General features: G+C 42.6%; 17 protein-coding genes. 10 read left to right on the forward strand and 7 right to left on the reverse strand.

Features of this window, described 5'->3' with window-relative positions; genetic code table 11:
* Nucleotides 1-80 precede the first annotated feature (80 nt).
* Nucleotides 81-1,046, forward strand: coding sequence for an alpha/beta hydrolase (locus JO943_RS03890; RefSeq protein WP_202740047.1), 966 nt, complete (start codon nucleotides 81-83; stop codon nucleotides 1,044-1,046).
* Between the two features lie 19 nt (nucleotides 1,047-1,065).
* Here JO943_RS03890 and JO943_RS03895 read toward each other — a convergent pair whose 3' ends face one another.
* Entirely contained in the window at nucleotides 1,066-2,244 is a 1,179-nt protein-coding gene (locus JO943_RS03895; RefSeq protein ID WP_005229697.1) for a transcriptional regulator, read from the reverse strand.
* Nucleotides 2,245-2,368: 124 nt separating this feature from the next.
* Between JO943_RS03895 and JO943_RS03900 the strand changes: the two genes are divergently transcribed.
* The 5 genes from JO943_RS03900 to JO943_RS03920 all read left to right on the forward strand — a co-directional run bounded on the left by JO943_RS03900 (nucleotide 2,369) and on the right by JO943_RS03920 (nucleotide 8,637).
* Nucleotides 2,369-3,880 (forward strand): aldehyde dehydrogenase family protein, encoded by a 1,512-nt coding sequence (locus tag JO943_RS03900; RefSeq protein WP_005229695.1) that lies wholly within the window; start codon nucleotides 2,369-2,371, stop codon nucleotides 3,878-3,880.
* A gap of 260 nt (nucleotides 3,881-4,140) precedes the next feature.
* On the forward strand, nucleotides 4,141-5,571 hold the full coding sequence (gene eat, locus JO943_RS03905) for an ethanolamine permease (RefSeq protein WP_202740048.1): 1,431 nt from the start codon (nucleotides 4,141-4,143) through the stop codon (nucleotides 5,569-5,571).
* Between the two features lie 23 nt (nucleotides 5,572-5,594).
* Nucleotides 5,595-6,980: an ethanolamine ammonia-lyase subunit EutB gene (locus JO943_RS03910; RefSeq protein WP_005229691.1), complete on the forward strand. Its 1,386-nt coding sequence runs from the start codon at nucleotides 5,595-5,597 to the stop codon at nucleotides 6,978-6,980.
* Between the two features lie 12 nt (nucleotides 6,981-6,992).
* Complete coding sequence (gene eutC, locus JO943_RS03915; RefSeq protein ID WP_199972527.1) at nucleotides 6,993-7,805, forward strand: ethanolamine ammonia-lyase subunit EutC; 813 nt, start codon at nucleotides 6,993-6,995, stop codon at nucleotides 7,803-7,805.
* 118 nt (nucleotides 7,806-7,923) lie between these two features.
* Nucleotides 7,924-8,637, forward strand: a complete 714-nt coding sequence (locus JO943_RS03920) for a glutamine amidotransferase (protein ID WP_202740049.1) — start codon at nucleotides 7,924-7,926, stop codon at nucleotides 8,635-8,637.
* Nucleotides 8,638-9,047: 410 nt separating this feature from the next.
* Here the strand turns inward: JO943_RS03920 and JO943_RS03925 are convergent, their stop codons facing one another.
* A complete protein-coding gene (locus tag JO943_RS03925) occupies nucleotides 9,048-10,775 on the reverse strand; it encodes a glutamine--tRNA ligase/YqeY domain fusion protein (RefSeq protein WP_202740050.1) in 1,728 nt (575 codons plus the stop codon).
* Nucleotides 10,776-10,942: 167 nt separating this feature from the next.
* Here JO943_RS03925 and JO943_RS03930 point away from each other — a divergent pair, with 167 nt between their 5' ends.
* The 3 genes from JO943_RS03930 (at nucleotide 10,943) to nfsB (ending at nucleotide 13,141) form a co-directional block, all read left to right on the forward strand.
* On the forward strand, nucleotides 10,943-11,452 hold the full coding sequence (locus tag JO943_RS03930; RefSeq protein WP_005229682.1) for a peptidylprolyl isomerase: 510 nt from the start codon (nucleotides 10,943-10,945) through the stop codon (nucleotides 11,450-11,452).
* Between the two features lie 79 nt (nucleotides 11,453-11,531).
* Nucleotides 11,532-12,248: a UDP-2,3-diacylglucosamine diphosphatase gene (locus tag JO943_RS03935; RefSeq protein ID WP_202740051.1), complete on the forward strand. Its 717-nt coding sequence runs from the start codon at nucleotides 11,532-11,534 to the stop codon at nucleotides 12,246-12,248.
* A 239-nt stretch (nucleotides 12,249-12,487) separates the two neighbouring features.
* Nucleotides 12,488-13,141: an oxygen-insensitive NAD(P)H nitroreductase gene (nfsB, locus tag JO943_RS03940; protein WP_202740052.1), complete on the forward strand. Its 654-nt coding sequence runs from the start codon at nucleotides 12,488-12,490 to the stop codon at nucleotides 13,139-13,141.
* Between the two features lie 33 nt (nucleotides 13,142-13,174).
* On the opposite strand, the gene JO943_RS03945 is transcribed toward nfsB, so the two are convergent.
* From JO943_RS03945 to tsaE, 5 genes are all read right to left on the reverse strand, one after another.
* Nucleotides 13,175-14,032: an EamA family transporter gene (locus tag JO943_RS03945; protein WP_202740053.1), complete on the reverse strand. Its 858-nt coding sequence runs from the start codon at nucleotides 14,030-14,032 to the stop codon at nucleotides 13,175-13,177.
* 81 nt (nucleotides 14,033-14,113) lie between these two features.
* The gene (hfq, locus tag JO943_RS03950; protein WP_005229674.1) at nucleotides 14,114-14,629 is read right to left on the reverse strand and encodes an RNA chaperone Hfq; all 516 of its coding nucleotides are present in this window, start codon (nucleotides 14,627-14,629) and stop codon (nucleotides 14,114-14,116) included.
* Nucleotides 14,630-14,721: 92 nt separating this feature from the next.
* On the reverse strand, nucleotides 14,722-15,666 hold the full coding sequence (miaA, locus tag JO943_RS03955) for a tRNA (adenosine(37)-N6)-dimethylallyltransferase MiaA (RefSeq protein ID WP_202740054.1): 945 nt from the start codon (nucleotides 15,664-15,666) through the stop codon (nucleotides 14,722-14,724).
* A 6-nt stretch (nucleotides 15,667-15,672) separates the two neighbouring features.
* Nucleotides 15,673-17,619, reverse strand: a complete 1,947-nt coding sequence (mutL, locus tag JO943_RS03960; RefSeq protein ID WP_202740055.1) for a DNA mismatch repair endonuclease MutL — start codon at nucleotides 17,617-17,619, stop codon at nucleotides 15,673-15,675.
* Nucleotides 17,609-18,085, reverse strand: a complete 477-nt coding sequence (gene tsaE / locus JO943_RS03965; RefSeq protein WP_009514745.1) for a tRNA (adenosine(37)-N6)-threonylcarbamoyltransferase complex ATPase subunit type 1 TsaE — start codon at nucleotides 18,083-18,085, stop codon at nucleotides 17,609-17,611. Before tsaE ends, mutL begins: the two co-directional genes overlap by 11 nt.
* A gap of 113 nt (nucleotides 18,086-18,198) precedes the next feature.
* Here tsaE and JO943_RS03970 point away from each other — a divergent pair, with 113 nt between their 5' ends.
* Nucleotides 18,199-18,711: a hypothetical protein gene (locus JO943_RS03970; protein WP_202740056.1), complete on the forward strand. Its 513-nt coding sequence runs from the start codon at nucleotides 18,199-18,201 to the stop codon at nucleotides 18,709-18,711.
* Nucleotides 18,712-18,733 lie beyond the last annotated feature (22 nt).

Genomic DNA, 18,733 nt, shown 5'->3' on the forward strand with positions numbered 1-18,733 from the left:
CTGAGATCGTATATTTACGTTGACATCCAGATGTTTTCATTTAAGGTATTTATTAATGAATTCAGACTTGATCTATAAAAATGACGACTTCAAATCTTTATACTTATCAGCCAGATATACTAGGTGAAGATTATCAGCAACTGACCTTAAATTTCGCTGATGATTATGATGGGAAAGTTGTAGCCACTCTGGTACGCAAGAAAGCTGCTCAAACCACAAAAAAAGCAGTTTTATATATTCATGGATTTGCCGATTATTTCTTCCAGAAAGAAATGGCAGAACAGTTTAACCAGCATGGTTATGATTTTTATGCACTGGATCTGAGAAAATACGGTCGTTCCAGACTGCCCCATCAGAAATTCTATTATGTCCTTGATTTACGCGAATACGATGCCGAAATCAGCAAAGCCTTAGAAATCATTGGTCAGGAAAATCATCAACAGGTGGTACTGGCTGGGCATTCGACTGGCGGTTTGATTGCGACACTTTATGCGGCACATTATCCGGATCATCGTCTGATTAAAGCAGTCTGGGCCAACAGTCCATTTTATGATTTCTACAAAAGTACCATCGAGAAAAAACTCGGCATTCCCTTGCTCAGTGAAGTTGGTAAACGATTACCTAAGGCAAAGTTCCCAAGTGGTCTCAATCCATGGTACACCCCAAGCTTACATCAAGATTTCTATGGGGAATGGGATTTCAATTTAGACTGGAAACCGAAAACCATGCCATTTGTGAATTTAAGTTTTGTGACGGCAATTCATGAAGCACAAAAAGAAATTCATCAAGGCGTGAGCTTAAGTGTGCCCACCTTGATCATGCACTCACATCAATCTAACAATCCAAGAAAATGGGGTATTGATGCACAGCAAAGTGATGTCATTCTGGATGTCAAAGATATGACACAGAATGCCAAGAAAATGAAAGGTGATGTACAAACTTTAGCGATTCACAATGGTTTACATGATCTTGTGCTTTCAGCCCCACCGGTACGGGAAAAAGTCTATCAAGCGCTGTTTGACTGGCTGGCAGAAAAACTTAAATAATCACATGAGTTTACGATGCTCAGCAGTCACGATAGCGTCTGAGCATCTGCTTTGCAGGATGATCTATAGGTAATAATTCCATCAATCTTTCCACAACGTCAATCGCTTCAGGATTGTATGCCAGATGCTTGAATAAAATATCACTTTCCTGCGCCTGAAAAATCGCATGACTTAACCGCGATTCGATGCAGTCACGCCATGTACACAAAAATGGACTCTCGGTTTTCGCCAGAAAGATACCGGTATAACATTGTAAAGCGGTATTTAAATAGCCCGCATCCAGTGCTTGTTCCAGTTGCAGAAAATCCGCTTCGACTGGAACGTTCAGTTGATAAGGTCGTGAGCCCAAGGCATTTCCTAATCGCTCTCTCAAATGGGACATCTCCGCCTTTAAAGTTCCGATACTGACTTTGCGTTCCCCATACAGTGCTTGATGCAGGTGATCGAGGCTCATCCCCTGCGGACATAACGCTAATATCGTCATGATTTCAATCTGTCGCGGGGTCAGCAGCAGATTTTTACCATTGAATGAAGCCTGAGGAGCCGAAAAGGTTCTTAAATATAGCGATTGTTGTTGTAACTCTTGTATTGCCATTTGAATAATTGAAGCACATCGCTCAACAGCCAGCACCCCCAGACTATTATGATTTTTCCAGGTCGTTGATAAATCTACCACCCCTAAAATCCGTTTGGAGTGAGGATCAACTACAGGAGCCGCATAACAAACCCAGTCATGTACCGAAGCCATGTAATGTTCATTAGAAAACACGCAACTGGATTGCCGGGTTTTTAGTGACAAAGCCAGCGCATTGGTTCCAACCAGCTCTTCCTGCCACTGTCCTCCTGCAACAAAATGCACCCGTTCTGCTGCATTACGCATTTGCGCACTAGTTGCTGTCCAGATAATGGTGCTTCCCACATCTCCAACCGCCAACACCATCGAAGATTGTTCTGCAATATGCTTCAAGTCTTCTTTGCAATACTCCAATGCCTGCATCAACGAACTTTTACTTTCAGTACTTTGATCTTGTAAAGGCGCAGCATCGCGCTCTTTCGGAATATTGGCTTGCGTGGAACGTTCCCATGAACTCGCAATGCTCTGTCCAAGTTTCTCCGCATGTTTTGGATTTAAAACACTTTGGGTACGACATTGCTCGACCAGCATCCTTTGCTGAAGTAGCTCTTTCTTTGTGAACATTTGTAATTTCCTTGTCCATTCACAGGCAGTTCCAACCTTTTCCCAACCTTGGGCAATTTAATCTTTGTTCAATAACGTACTCGGTACTTTATTCAAATGAACTTACACATAAAGGAATATGTTTATGCGCTATATCGATCCTAATCAACCTGATTCCAAAATACAATTTAAAGCCCAATATGAAAACTTTATTGGTGGAAAATGGATAGCACCAGTCAAAGGAGTGTACTTTGACAATATTTCCCCTGTCGATGGCAAAAGTTTTACACGTATCCCTCGTTCAAGTGCAGAAGATATTGAACTGGCACTTGATGCCGCCCACCAAGCCAAAAAGGAATGGAATAAATCTTCTCCAACTACGCGTTCTAATTTACTGCTAAAAATTGCAGACCGGATGGAAGCTCATCTGGAAATGCTGGCTGTTGCTGAAACCTGGGACAATGGCAAACCAGTCCGCGAAACACTTGCAGCGGATATTCCGTTAGCCATTGATCATTTCCGTTACTTTGCGGGTTGTATTCGTGCACAAGAAGGCGGTATTTCTGAAATAGATGAAGACACCATTGCCTATCATTTTCATGAACCGCTGGGTGTAGTGGGTCAGATCATCCCGTGGAACTTCCCGATCCTCATGGCTGCCTGGAAACTGGCACCTGCTTTAGCAGCAGGCAACTGTGTCGTAATCAAACCTGCTGAGCAAACACCGGTTGGGATTTTATTGGTGGCAGAGTTAATTCAGGATTTACTCCCGCCGGGAGTCCTGAATATCGTCAATGGCTATGGCGCTGAGGTTGGTCAACCCCTTGCAACCAGTCCACGTATTGCCAAAATTGCTTTCACAGGTTCAACTCAGGTCGGGCAACTGATCATGCGTTATGCGACAGAGAACATCATTCCTGTGACGCTCGAGCTCGGCGGAAAATCACCGAATCTGTTCTTTGCTGATGTCATGGATCAGGACGATGACTTTCTCGATAAAACTCTGGAAGGTTTCGCCATGTTTGCCTTGAATCAGGGCGAAGTGTGTACCTGCCCATCCCGTGCCTTGATTCAGGAAAGTATTGCAGATCAGTTTATGGAAAAAGCAATTGAACGGGTAAAACGCATTAAGCTGGGACACCCGCTTGATACAGAAACGATGGTGGGTGCACAAGCTTCACTGGAACAACAACAAAAAATCTTACGCTGTATAGATACAGGCCGACAGGAAGGTGCCGAGGTACTGCTAGGTGGTCATGAACGTAAAGCAGTAGGTAATGGTTACTACATTGAACCGACGATCTTTAAAGGCCATAACAACATGCAAGTCTTTCAGGAAGAGATTTTTGGTCCCGTCTTGTCGGTCACAACCTTTAAAGACTTTGATGAAGCGATCCAGATTGCCAATGACACCATGTACGGTTTAGGTGCTGGTGTTTGGTCACGCTCTACCCATACCGCCTATCGTGCTGGACGTGCAATTGAAGCTGGTCGCGTCTGGACCAACTGCTACCACATCTATCCTGCCCATGCTGCTTTTGGCGGCTATAAAAAATCAGGTGTAGGCCGTGAAAATCACAAAATGATGCTTGATCATTATCAGCAAACCAAAAACTTGCTTGTCAGTTATTCCACAAAAGCAATGGGCTTTTTCTAAGTCCGATATTCAAGGCATCTATAACAAGCCAGCGTAAGTTTCTTTTTAAAAATCTACGCTGGCTTCTAAAATGAAAATTCACTTCACACAGCATTATTGGCAGTTTTTTAGACAAAAAGCATTTTTACAACCGTGATTTCCCTTTTATTGCTATGACAACAGATTAAAACATCGATATTCACAATCAAGATTTGCACAAGGTGTGCAATATCGGCATTGCTTTTGCATCTTGCTGATAAATCGAATACATGGAGTTTTGTATGAACAATCAAGAACACACGTCTACATTGTCAGTATCCCCAAGCTCTTCTGAGGATTATTTTGCACAAAGACAGCTTAAACAAGGCGCTGTAGGCTGGTTATTACTCATTGGTCTGGGCGTGGCCTATGTCATTTCTGGAGATTTTGCCGGCTGGAATTTCGGTATCGCCCAAGGCGGTTGGGGCGGAATGTTTGTCGCCACCACAATTGTCGCCTTTATGTATTTATGCTTATGCCTTTCCATGTCAGAAATGGCAACCATGCTGCCAACTGCGGGTGGTGGTTATAGTTTTGCCCGTACGGCTTTTGGGCCTCTAGGGGGCTATTTAACTGGCACGGCCATTTTGATCGAATATGCAATTGCTCCTGCTGCAATCGCCACCTTTATTGGCGCTTATTGTGAGTCATTATTTGGTATTGGTGGCTGGCAAGTCTATCTGGCCTGTTATCTCATTTTTATGGGTATTCATCTTAAAGGTGCTGGAGAAGCCCTCAAAATTATCTTTGCCATTACACTGGTTGCTGCAATTGCTTTGGCTGTTTTTATTTTTGCCATGTTCCCTCATTTTAGTATGCATAACCTGTTTGATATTCCGGCAGGTCAACAACGCGGTGCCAGTTCGTTTCTACCTTATGGTTATTTAGGAATCTGGGCTGCCGTTCCCTATGCAATCTGGTTTTTCTTGGCCGTTGAAGGTGTTCCTCTTGCGGCCGAAGAAGCCAAAGATCCGGCCAAGTCATTACCTCGCGGGCTAATCGGAGCCATGTTAATTTTAACCGCCTTTGCCATGCTGATTTTATTCTTGGGTGCAGGTGCTGCTGGTGCAAGCGCTTTGCAACATTCTGGTGCACCACTAGTTGATGCTTTAGTGAAAGTCTACGGACAAGGTACATGGCTGGCCAATTTTGTAAACTTTGTAGGACTGGCAGGACTGGTTGCCAGCTTCTTCTCAATTATCTATGCTTATTCAAGACAGATCTTTGCCTTATCCCGTGCAGGATATTTGCCAACCTCACTTTCCCTCACCAATCAGAATAAAGCCCCTTATTTAGCGATTATTATTCCAGGCATTATTGGTTTCTTACTGTCTTTAACCAAAGAAGGTGATTTACTGATTTTAATTGCTGTATTTGGAGCAACCATCTCCTACGTGCTGATGATGCTTTCGCATATTAAATTACGTCTATCCCGTCCACTTATGCACCGCCCCTATAAAACGCCTGGTGGCATTTTTACCTCTGGTATTGCTTTAATTCTTGCTGCTATTGCTGTGATTGCGGGCTTTCTGGTCAACCCAAAAGTCTGGTGTATTGCGGCTACAATCTACGTACTATTTATTGGCTATTTCATGTTCTACAGTCGCCATCATTTAATACAAGGTACACCAGAGGAAGAGTTTGCTCATCTCAAAAGCAATGAACAGGAATAAATCAGCAGATTAAGGAGAATCACATGCGCTATCGTCAAATCGTGGCTCAACAACAATACAATTTTGCCGACTTGAAAACCTTGATGGCTAAAGCCACTCCTTTACGTTCTGGTGATCAGTTGGCGGGTGTGGCAGCCCAAGACGCCACAGAACGCGTTGCTGCACAAATGACACTTGCAGAAGTTCCACTCAAAAACTTTTTACACGAAACAGTTGTGGACTATGAAACAGATGAGATTACCCGACTGATTATGGATGAACATCGGGCAGACCTGTTTGCCCCGATTGCACATTTTACTGTGGGCGATTTTCGTAACTGGTTATTAAGTGAAAATGCCACGACCGAAAAACTGCAACAGCTTGCTGCTGGTTTAACACCCGAAATGGTAGCTGCTGTCAGTAAAATCATGCGCAATCAGGATCTCATCTATGTCGCAAGCAAATGTGAGGTGATTACTCAATTCCGAAATACCATCGGTTTAAAAGGTCACCTATCCACACGTTTGCAGCCCAACCACCCAACCGATGATGTATTGGGTATTTCTGCCAGTATTTTAGATGGTTTGATGTATGGCAACGGTGATGCCGTGATCGGAATTAATCCAGCAACAGATAATCTGCATAATTTATCTGAATTACTGAAACTAATCGATCATGTCATTCAGGAATATCAGATTCCAACCCAGTCTTGTGTTTTGACCCATATCAGTTCAGGTATTCAACTGGCTGAAAGAAATGTCCCGATTGATCTAATGTTTCAATCCATTGCAGGTACACAAAAAGCCAATGAGGGTTTTGGTATCTCTCTTGCCATGTTGCAAGAAGGTTATGAGGCGACACTTGCGCTAAATCGCGGTACGGTAGGTCACAATGTGATGTATTTTGAAACCGGTCAAGGCAGTGCCCTGTCCAGCAATGCACATCATGGCGTTGATCAGCAGACCATCGAGACGCGAGCCTACGCCGTTGCGCGTAAATATAATCCCTTACTGGTAAATACGGTCGTCGGCTTTATTGGTCCTGAATATCTTTATGATGGTAAACAGATTATTCGTGCAGGCTTAGAAGATCATTTTTGTGGCAAATTACTTGGCGTTCCGATGGGCTGCGATATTTGTTATACCAACCATGCCGATGCTGATCAAAATGATATGGATGTACTTTTAACCCTATTCGGGACAGCAGGCATTAACTTTATTATGGGGATCCCTGGTTCAGATGATGTCATGCTGAATTATCAAACTACTTCCTTCCATGATGCACTTTATCTCAGGCAATTACTTGGACTCAAACCTGCACCTGAATTTTCTCATTGGTTAGAACAACAAGGAATCTTGAGGCAACAGCAGCACCAGATTCATTGGGCAGAGCAAGTCCCCGCTCAATTTTCCAAACTGTTCATGCATTAAGGAAGAGCAAAAATGAAACTTTCAAAAGATATCCAATATCCAGCCCAGTCTCATCAAGATCAATGGGAAACATTAAAACAATTTACCGATGCCCGGATTGCGATTGGACGTGCTGGATGTAGTATACCAACTCGTGCCTTACTCGATTTTCAATTGAGCCATGCGCAAGCCAAAGATGCAGTTTTTCAGTGCTTAAATGTCGAATTACTTTCTGAGCAACTTCAGCAACTGGGATTAAATCCAATACATGTAAAAAGTCAGGCTGAGCATAAAGAACTCTACTTAAAACGACCGGATTTGGGGCGGTTGCTTTGTAGCCACTCTATTGAGCAACTGCAGCAAGTAAAGTCAGATGGCCAGTCTTATGATATCTGTATTGTAATTGGTGATGGTTTATCTGCGCGTGCCATTGAAGAAAATGCTCTTCCTTTTATTCAGGCACTTATTCAGCCTTTTTCTGAACAACGCTGGTCTTTAGCCCCTATTGCCATAGCCACTGGCAGTCGCGTCGCCTTAGGAGATGAAATTGCCGAAATTTTTCAAGCACGTATGCTCATTATGCTGATCGGGGAACGTCCCGGCCTTAGCTCTCCGGACAGTATGGGCCTTTATTACACTTGGGAAGCACATAGTGGCTGTCTGGATTCACAGCGTAACTGTATTTCAAATATTCGCCCTGCGGGTTTAAGTATTCCTATTGCAACACAACGCCTACTGGCTTTGATGCATAACTCCAGACAGCTGGGACGTTCTGGCGTTGATCTCAAAGATGAGCATGTCGTCCCTGTAATGGAAGAGACTTATAATCGTAAGCTACTATTTTGACATACTTTTTAAATAATAATCTGCCCTTCTTGCTGTAACTTGAGACAGGATGAGGACATCTGCGGTATAAATGCTTTAAGATGCCTAAATCTCCTCTATCTATCATTGGTACGCGATAATGACAAAGTCCACCTTTATGAAAACCGTGAATGTGATTCAACATCTTGCCTTTGAAGATCTGGGTTCTTTAGAAGATGTCTTTTATCAACTCGGTTTTCGGGTACGTTATTTTGAAGCAGGTGTCGATGATCTCAGCCCAGCCCTGAATTATGAAGGCCTCACTGTAATCTTGGGAGGACCAATTGGGGTATATGAAACCGAGGACTATCCTTTTCTGCTCGATGAAATTGCTGGACTTAAACAACGCCTGAAAGCCAATAAACCAACCATCGGCATTTGCTTAGGCGCACAATTGATTGCACATGCATTAGGTGCAAAAGTTTATGCAGGGCAGCAAAAGGAAATTGGCTGGAGTCAGCTAGAGATCAAAGCGGTTGCAAATAATCCATTAGCATCACTTGAGCATGTAGAAGTATTGCACTGGCATGGCGATACTTTTGATTTACCAGAACATGCGACCTTATTGGCAAGTTCGGCAATCTATCCGAATCAAGCCTTTTCTGTCGGTAATAATATTCTGGCCTTACAGTTCCATCTTGAAGTGGTCGGACAGAACTTTGAAAAATGGCTGATTGGCCATACCTGTGAAATACGTCATGCGGGCCTGTCTATCCCTCAGCTCAGAGCAGATAATTTGACCTATGCCATGCAACTGGAACAACAGACTGCAAAAGTCGTGCAACACTTTTTGAATAACTTAGCAAACACATAATTTTCAAAATCTGCCTAATCACACTCATTTCAAGTGCTTTAATTTTAAAGCACTTCTCCCCCTCACCTCCAAATGCCCACCTGAATAAAAATAAAGAAATAAATACATCTTAGACAGAAAATAAATACCCTTTAGGACAAATATCGTCATTTGAAGGCTGAAATATTGCAAGAAAGAGCAATTCATTCTAGTGTTGAATGATTAGGCAGTCATTGCCAAACGATAAGTAATATTTTTGTGTTGGAGAAAAATGGCTCTTTTAAAATTCATCAAAAGTTTTCATACGCTAAATACGTATTTGGTCTTGGCTTCCATTTTATTTATTGTGCTGCTGGTTTATTTTTACCAAGTCAATCCGCTTTAATCATTTCCAATTAAAAAGGGCCTAATCTATTTAGGCCCTTTTACTGTTAATTCTTGTCGGCTTTAAAGCTGTCTTTCAGATCAAGAATACGGTTAAACACCGGTTTTTCTGCTTGATGATCATGCTGATCCGCCACAAAGTAACCTTCACGTTCAAACTGGAAACGATCTTCAGGTTTTGCTTGTGCTAAAGCAGGTTCAATCACCGCCTGAACCACTTTTAATGATTCTGGATTCAGATGAGCCAAGAAGTCATCATCTGCATCTGGTGCCGCTTCATTAAATAAACGATCATAAATGCGTACTTCAGCCGGCACACCTTTGGTCGCAGAAACCCAATGAACCACACCTTTCACCTTACGACCTTCAGGATTTTTACCTAAAGTCTCCGGATCAATTGAACATTTAAGCTCAACCACTTCACCATTGGCATCTTTAATCACTTCATCACATTTGATCACATAAGCATGGCGTAAACGCACCTCACCCTCAGGAATCAGACGCTTAAAGCCTTTAGGCGGTACTTCTTCAAAATCTTTACGATCAATATAAAGTTCACGCGTTAACGGAATAATGCGTTCGCCCATATCCACATTTGGATGACGTGCATGAGTGAGTTCCAATTCCTCAGGTAAATTGGTCAGTGTCACTTTTAGCGGATTGAGTACGGCCATGCCACGTGCTGCAGCATTTTCCAATGACTGACGGATACAGAACTCAAGCATCGCCACATCGACGATACCATCGGTTTTTGAAACGCCAACACGCTTACAGAAATCACGCAAGCCTTCAGGGGTGAAACCACGGCGACGCATCCCCACCACGGTTGGCATACGTGGGTCATCCCAGCCGTGTACATAGTTGCCTTCAACCAGTTTACGCAATTTACGTTTCGAGGTAATGGTATAGTCGACATTTAAACGAGAAGACTCGTATTGACGAGGTACTGCTTGCGAATGAACTTTCTCGACAATCCAGTCATAGAATGGACGGTGGTCCTGGAACTCTAGGGTACAGAGTGAATGGGTAATGCCCTCAATTGCGTCTGACAATGGGTGAGCATAGTCATACATTGGATACATTTTCCATTTATCACCGGTTTGGTGATGCTCTGAATGCAATACACGATAAAGAATCGGATCACGCATATGCACATTCGGGCTGGCCATATCAATTTTGGCACGGAGTACAGCGCCGCCCTCTTGGATTTCACCATTACGCATTTGTTCAAAGCGTGCCAGGTTCTCAGCAACTGTTGCATCACGGTAAGGTGAGTTTTTACCTGGCTCAACGAAATTACCGCGGTTTAGCTTGATTTCCTCTGGAGTTTGCAAATCCACATAGGCATCACCTTGTTCAATTAACTGAACCGCCCATGCATATAACTGATCAAAATAACCAGATGCATAACGTGGCTCGCCATCCCAGTTAAAGCCTAACCATTTTACGTCGTTGGCAATACCATCAACATATTCTTGTTCTTCAGCATCCGGGTTGGTATCGTCAAAACGCAAATTACATAAGCCATCGAATTCTTCGGCAATCCCAAAGTTCAAACAGATCGCTTTCACATGACCAATATGCAAGTAACCATTTGGCTCAGGCGGGAAACGAGTTACAACTTTTTGGGTACGACCTTCTTTTAAATCATCAGTAATGACTTGACGAACAAAATCTAAGCCTGCCTGTTGTTCTTGCTGCGCAGCATCGACAGAGGCTTGAGTATTCGGCGTCGGGGTCTTTGGCAGTTCTGAAACAACATCATTTGGCTTCATAGGGTGTAAATCACTTCTTACAGTTAAAAATGGGAAATAAAAACGCAATCTTTACTATTTATGAAAGATTTTAACGTTTTTTACTTGCCTTGTAGTTTACAGTTTGCTTATGCTTCTCTCAACCAAAAACCCATGGTCAATTTGCCCATGTTTAGGAGATTAATGTAATGAGTTTTCCTCAAGTCGAATTAAACACCAACAAAGGTCGTATTGTTCTTGAGCTTAACGCTGAAAAAGCACCAAAAACGGTTGCAAATTTCTTAGAATATGTACGTGACGGTTTCTATGACGGCGTAATTTTCCACCGTGTGATTGATGGTTTTATGATCCAGGGCGGTGGCATGGACGAAAACTTCAAAGAGAAAGCAACGCGTGATTCAATCGAAAACGAAGCTGACAACGGCTTAAGCAACGATGAAGGCACAATTGCAATGGCGCGTACTCAAGCTCCGCACTCTGCTTCTGCTCAATTCTTCATTAATGTTAAAAACAACTCGTTCTTGAACCACACGGGTAAAACAGCTCAAGGCTGGGGTTACGCTGTATTCGGTAAAGTCGTTGAAGGCATGGACGTTGTTGAAGCAATTAAAGGCGTTCGTACAGGTAACCGTGGTTACCACGCTGACGTTCCTTTAGAAAACGTTGTGATTGAATCTGCTAAAATTATTTCTGAATAATAATCTCTCCTGAGTAGCTTCGCTACGCAGGTCCCTCTTTGTTAAAGAGGGATTTAGGGAGATTAAAAAGGATAAAAATGTGACCTATCTGTTTATCTCAGATTTACACTTGTCACCTGATCACCCTCGACTTGTTCGAGGGTTTTTGGCTTTACTGGACGAATACAAGAATAAAAATACCCAGCTCTATATTTTAGGTGACTGGTTTAATGCCTGGATTGGCGATGATTACGCTGCTCCGTGGCTGGATGAAATTGTCACTGCCCTACAATCCTTTTCTGCTGCTGGTAATCAGATTTACTTCCAAGTCGGTAATCGTGATTTTGCCTTAGGCCAAAAATTCTTGGACCAATTCAACGCTATTTTACTGCCCGATGTTTATACCCTTGAAATTCATCACACCAAATTTCGACTTGAACATGGCGATGCCTTATGTACCGATGATGTGGCTTACCAGCGTTTCCGCAAAGTGATTCGTAATCCAGTGTTATTAGGACTAATAAAACGAACGCCGCTCAGTTTCAGACAAAAACTTGCTAATGGTTTCCGTAAAAAAAGTAGTGCAACCAAACAGCTCAAAAGTTACGACATCATGGATGTGAATGCTCAAGCCGTAGAATCCGTGATTGAACAGGTTGATTATTTAATTCATGGGCATACGCATCGTCCTGACATCCATCAACTGCAAAATAAGCAGCGTATTGTATTAGGCGACTGGCGTGAAGATACAGCCTGGATCTTAGAGCTCAATCCACAAGAAAATTATCAATTAGATTTTAAACAGTGGAATTATTAAGTATTTAACTAGCTTGGTTACTAAAATACCTATTTCTTATTTCTGTACTTTTTAATGTTTAAATTGATTTCACTCCTCTCGTGATATTAGGCTTTAATCTTCTTACGCTTGATCAGCATTTTAGTCATTCTGATCAAGCGCATATACGACTTAAATCGATATCAAAATCACATTTAGCTACTTTCAGCGGCAGTGAGATCAAGTAAAATAAATGAAACTTTTAATTGAGTGAATGACGGATGGATACCTTAGCTACAGCAAAAACACGTTATGCAACCAAAGCTTATGATGCAGAGAAAAAAATTCCAAAACAGCAGTTTGAAAAGCTTTTAGAAATTTTACGTTTCAGCCCTTCTTCTGTGAATATCCAGCCGTGGCATTTCCTGATTGCTGAGACAGAGGAAGCCAAACAACGTATCGCATCAGGCTTGACGGGCAATTATGTATATAACGCGGCCAAAGTGCTTCATTCCTCACATACTTTAATCTTTTGTACCCGTACCGATATCTCGGCTGAGTATTTAGAACAGTTATTACAACAGGATGATCTCAGTGGCCGTTTTAAAGATGAAACAGCCAAACAGGGTCAACGTACCACACGCGAAGGCTATGTCGAGTTTTATCGTAATGAACTGAAAAATCTGCCTGCCTGGATGGAAAATCAGACCTATCTGGCATTAGGACAATTACTTTTTGCTGCAGGTCTGGAAGGCATCGACGCCACCCCAATGGAAGGCTTTGACCGTGATACTATCAATCAGGAATTTGGATTAACTGAAAAGGGGCTAAAAGCCTCGGTCATCGTGGCGTTGGGTTATCGCAGTGACAGTGATTTTAATGCCAAACTGCCTAAATCACGTCTCCCTGATGACGTGATTTTCACGCGTTTATAAGCATTCAAAAAAGGGAGTATCTTTCCTCCCTTTTTACATCATGGCTTTTGCCAAGCAAAGTACCGCGACAATACCACTGACCAAACCAATCCAGGTATAAGCCTGTAAACGTTCTCTAAAGAAGATCACACCACTCAATACACCTAATACCACCACCAGAATATTCATACCCGCAAAAACAATGGCAGGCGTTTCCTTGAACAGCATATGTGCCTTGACATATAAAGCGATATTGGCAAAATTCAGTACACCGAGCACTAAACCCGTGAAAATATTTTTAGGCTGCCAATTCGGCTGTGTAATCGCGATATATGCAATTGAAAGGATAAAAGCACCAATAAAGGCCAAGTTAAGCGTAACAGCCGATTGAAGCCCCAAACTACTGCTGTATTTAAGCAGCACATCAATCGCAGCATAACCCGCCCAGACACTGAATAAAAACAACGCAGATTTTAAATTGATACCTTTACTGGCCTGCTCCGTAGCCTGACCAATAATAATGGCTAAAATTGCAATGATCCCCAGAACCACACCAATCAATTTGATCTGACTAAAATGCTCCCCAAAAATAAAATAAGCGGCGAGTAAGGACAAAATCACCGCAAGTCGCTGCGCAATTTCTGTTTTAAGAATCCCTGCGAACTGCAATGATTTTGCCAGACATAGAAAAATACTCGGCAATAGCACAGCAAGCACTAAAATCAGCCACCAAGGTGTGTGATTGAAAGAAATATGGGTAAGATCAGTTTTAAACCAGTAATAACATAAAATGCTTGCACTTAAATAATTCCATGCAATCATTTGAAAAACATCGAATCCCTTGGCTTTCAGGTATTTCAATACAATCGAGACGAGAACACTACAACATGCCGCAGCAACAATCATTTCCATAATATTTATTCTAGCTTTTTAAAACACAAAAAAATGCCAGTCGATTAAAAGACTGGCATTTTCTTAAAGATCATCGATCAATTAACGATTATTTTCGTCTTCTTGACCATCTTCAAATTTAGTTTCGCCATCGAAGCCACCTTGATGACCGCCGCCGAAGCCGCCTTGACCACCGAAGCCACCTTGACCACCGAAGCCGCTTTGACCGCCACCGAAGCCACCTTGACCACCGAAGCCACCTTGACCGCCGAAGCCACCTTGACCACCGAAGCCACCTTGACCACCGAAGCCACCTTGACCACCGAAGCCGCCAGTAGAACCTTGACCACCGAAGCCACCAGTAGCGCCTTGAGCCGGGAAGCCACCTGCAGCGCCTTGAGCACCAGCTGGACGAGGGTTACGCGCAGGAACAACTGTAGAAATCGCGTGTTTATAAACCATTTGGCTTACAGTGTTTTTCAATAAAACGACATATTGGTCAAATGACTCAATGTGCCCCTGCAATTTGATACCGTTTACAAGGAAAATAGAAACTGGAATACGTTCTTTACGGAGAGAATTTAAGAACGGATCTTGTAAAGTTTGACCTTTAGACATTTTTAACTCCAAAAAATTTTTAAATCAGCGCAAAAAAACTATCTTTATTTTTCAACTAAAAATTATTAAAAAGACAGCTTGCGAATTTTGCTTTATCCAAAGAAGTTTCGCAAGTCTTCTTTCGCCTGCTTTATCGTCACGTAAGTTTTAAAATCGTGTATTTCTTGCAAAGAACGTAACCAAGTGTATTGACGTTTTGCTAATTGCCTTGTAGCAAATAGCGCTTTGTTCTCCATTTCTACTTTATTTTCGAGACTCAAGTCACTTTTTAATAAAAATTCTAAAGCTTGACGATAACCGACAGACCGCATCGATGGTAAATCATCATTTAAATCGTATTTTTCAATCAACCCCTCTACTTCATTCAAAAAACCCATATCCCACATCTTGCGCAATCTTTGCTCAATGCGTTGATGTAATTCTAACCGATCTGGCATCAATGCGTAGTTATGAAATGTGTAACGATATGGTTGATTTTTAGGTTGTTCAGCTTGTAATTTTGTTATGGGTTGACCAGTAATTCGATACACTTCCAGTGCCCGAATAATCCGCTGTTTATCTGATACTTTAAACTTTTGTCCCGCCACAGGATCGACTGCAACCAGCTCATCATAAACCGCCTGCCAGCCTTCCTGCTCTGCTTTAGAACTGATTGCATCGCGTATACTTTGATCTGCATTCGGTAGATTATCAGCTAGCCCTTCCAGCAAAGACTTAAAGTACAGCATGGTTCCACCCACCAAAATCGGGGTCTTGCCACGCACATGCATATCATCAATCAGTGGACAGACATCTTCCACAAATTGTGCTGCCGAATATACTTCTAATGGCGTAATAATATCGATTAAATGATGTGGATACTGCTCCTGCTCTTGCTTGGTCGGCTTGGCAGTACCAATGTCCATATCTTTATAAACTAAAGCCGAGTCCACGGAAATCAGCTCATAATTACCACGCTCGTAAAGTTCACATGCCAATGCGGTTTTACCACTTGCGGTAGGTCCCATTAAATTGATCACGGGCAATTGATTTGACATGTAAAACTACTCTCCTCGAGCAAATAATTTATCTAGTTGATGTAATGGAAACGCGCGCCAGGTTGGACGACCATGATTACATTGACTGGCAAATTCGGTCTGTTCCATTTGGCGTAATAAGGCATTCATTTCTGAGAGGCTTAATTGTCGATGGGCACGTACTGCTCCATGACAGGCCATGCCCGCCAAAAGCTCATCACGTTTTTGCAATAAACCTCTCGCCTCATCATTAGGATCAAGGTCATTTAATAATTCTGGAATCAGATTAGCAAAGTCTGCCTTGTGCAAAATCGCAGGTACACCACGTACAATTACCTGCTCATCGCCATATTGATCTATTTCCAGACCTAAACGTTGCAATTGCGGCTGTAGATCTTCGATCCGTGTCGCCTGCATACGCGTGATAGACACCACCTTCGGAATCAGCAATTGCTGTGAGGTCCAGAATTCGGGTTTATCCCATGCCGATTTCATCTGTTGTAACAGAATCCGCTCATGTGCAGCATGCATATCCACAATAATCAGGCCTTCCGTATTTTGAGCCAGAATGTAGATGCCATGTAGCTGTGCAATCGCAATACCTAACGGAAACTCATCTACTCGAGACGGTGTATTGTCTTCCTCAGTCGCAGTTTCAGACTCATCACGCAAAGGTGCCAGATAGGTTTTCAAGGCATTATTCAATTGTGCCGAACCGTTATATTTGGGTTGCTGAGTTTGGGCTGAATTGTACTGTACCGCCTGCGGGCGACTCTGATGAAAGTCGGTCAATAAATCGGTCGACACCTCGGCAGGCTGAGCGGCCTGTGGTGCAGCTTCTACAGCGGCACGATGCAGATTAAATTGTTCCTGATATTTTGGCTGTGCTGGAGCACTGAAGTTATTCTCTGCCCCATCTGTTTTCATGGCCTGTGCCAGATCAGCGGTTGCCGTCTGAAATTGCGACAAAGTTGCTTTGGCATAATGCCGTACGAACTCATGCACTTCACGCTGGTTCAGAAAACGGATTTCGTGCTTGGTCGGATGCACATTGACATCAATATTTTCAGGATCAACTTCCAAAAATAACAGATAGGATGAATGTTGATGACCATGCAAAATACCGTCATAGGCCATACGTAAGGCATGCGAAATGGTCTTGTCCTTCACAATACGACCATTCACATAGACATATTGCAAATCGGCCTGTGCCCGCGCATCGGATGGATGTCCTAGCCAGCCAGACAAACGCATATTAATACTATCCGAATCAATCCAGTAGGCATTCTGGATAAATTGCTGTCCCAATAATTGCTGCACCCGCTGATATCGTAGTTCGCCACTATCCGCGATCGGCAGGTTTAAACGGATATTATCGTTATGTTCCAGTACAAATCGAATATCGAAATGGGTTAAAGCCAGACGACGCACAATTTCTTCAATATGATTGAATTCTGTGGTCGGTTTTTTTAAGAATTTACGGCGTGCAGGCACATTAAAAAATAAATCCTGCACCCGAATATGCGTCCCTTTCTGGGCTGCCACCGCCTGAATCTGCTGATGATCAAACGCTGTCCCGTTCACTTCAACCTGATAGCCAACACCCTGCTCATCCTGACTGCTGGTCAAGGTCAAACGCGATACAGCTGCAATCGAAGCCAAGGCCTCACCACGAAAGCCCAGACTCACAATCGCGTGTAAATCATCTGCAGTCTGAATTTTGCTGGTGGCGTGTCGCATCACGGCTAAAGGTAAATCTTCCGGATGAATCCCGTTACCATTATCAATGATTTCAATCAGGGTTGAACCACCCTGGGCAATCCGGATAATCAGTTCAGTTGCGCCCGCATCAATCGAGTTTTCTAATAATTCTTTGACTACTGATGAAGGACGTTCAATAACCTCACCCGCTGCAATCTGGTTGGCTAATGCAGCATCAAGGGTATGAATACGACGGGTTGAATCATGCGCCATTCAATTGTTCCTGCAAAATTTGAATTAAAGATTCTGATTCTGTAGTTAAGGTGACAGACCGGGTCAACTCATCCTCTGATTTTTGAATATCAATCACGATATCCGGCTTTGGAATCTCATCGCCACCTTTGGATGGCCATTCAAACAGAAATAAGGCGTCAGGCGTTTCCAGATAATCACGAATTCCCATCAACTCCAATTCATAAGGATCATCCAGGCGATAAAGATCGAAATGGAAAATTTCTTTACCCTGAATGGTATAGGGTTCAACCAGCGTATAGGTCGGACTTTTTACTGACCCTTTATGGCCGAGATTTTGTAAAAAATAACGGGTAAAGGTCGTCTTGCCAGCGCCCAGATCACCAATCAAGTAAATAATGCCTGAGTGCACATGCTGAGACAGGATGCGTGCAAACTGTTGGGTGTCTTGTTCATGATTTAAGTTAAATTTCACTGAATATGACATGGCAAATAGAACAAAATTGGGATGCTGGCTATGATAACATTGCCCTGCTTCAAAGCCTAATCAAAGCCATCGACTATTTACCTCAATAACCAATAACAGAGTTAAAAACGCACATGACAGATCAAAATATCACAGGTGAATGGCATCTTGTTGCAAGCACCTCAATCCAACCTGAATCACATCTGGAATTTCTTAAAGATGGCCCCGATCATACTGGCATTTCAAACTGGTTAAATGGCTTTGATGACAAACTTATAGAAGAAGCTCAAGAAACTTCGGGTTTAGTTCTATGTATAAAACAAGATGGCAGTTTTACTGAAGAAGTGACAGGAAACCCTAATGTTTATTGGTTTAATGACGAAGGTTGCTTAGTAGATGTCACTCCTTTTAATGGCGTACTAGTAGAGACCGAACAAGGGTTTTACCTCAAACCTACAGATATCAATGAATGGGCAACTCCAATTGAAGAAGCCTATGGTGCTTGTGTACTCCGTTATGACGATGGAGATACAAAAATCACCGACCATCTAAGACGTGTAGGAGAATATCTAGTTCGAACCGTAAATGTCGTTACTGATGAAGCATATCTTGACCGTGTTCTGATTAAGTACAAACGAGACAGTTAATTTATTCTTCTTTTGACACACT

This window comes from Acinetobacter sp. 'aerobic (ED)', assembly GCF_904886855.1.
Classification (GTDB): Bacteria; Pseudomonadota; Gammaproteobacteria; order Pseudomonadales; family Moraxellaceae; genus Acinetobacter; species Acinetobacter courvalinii.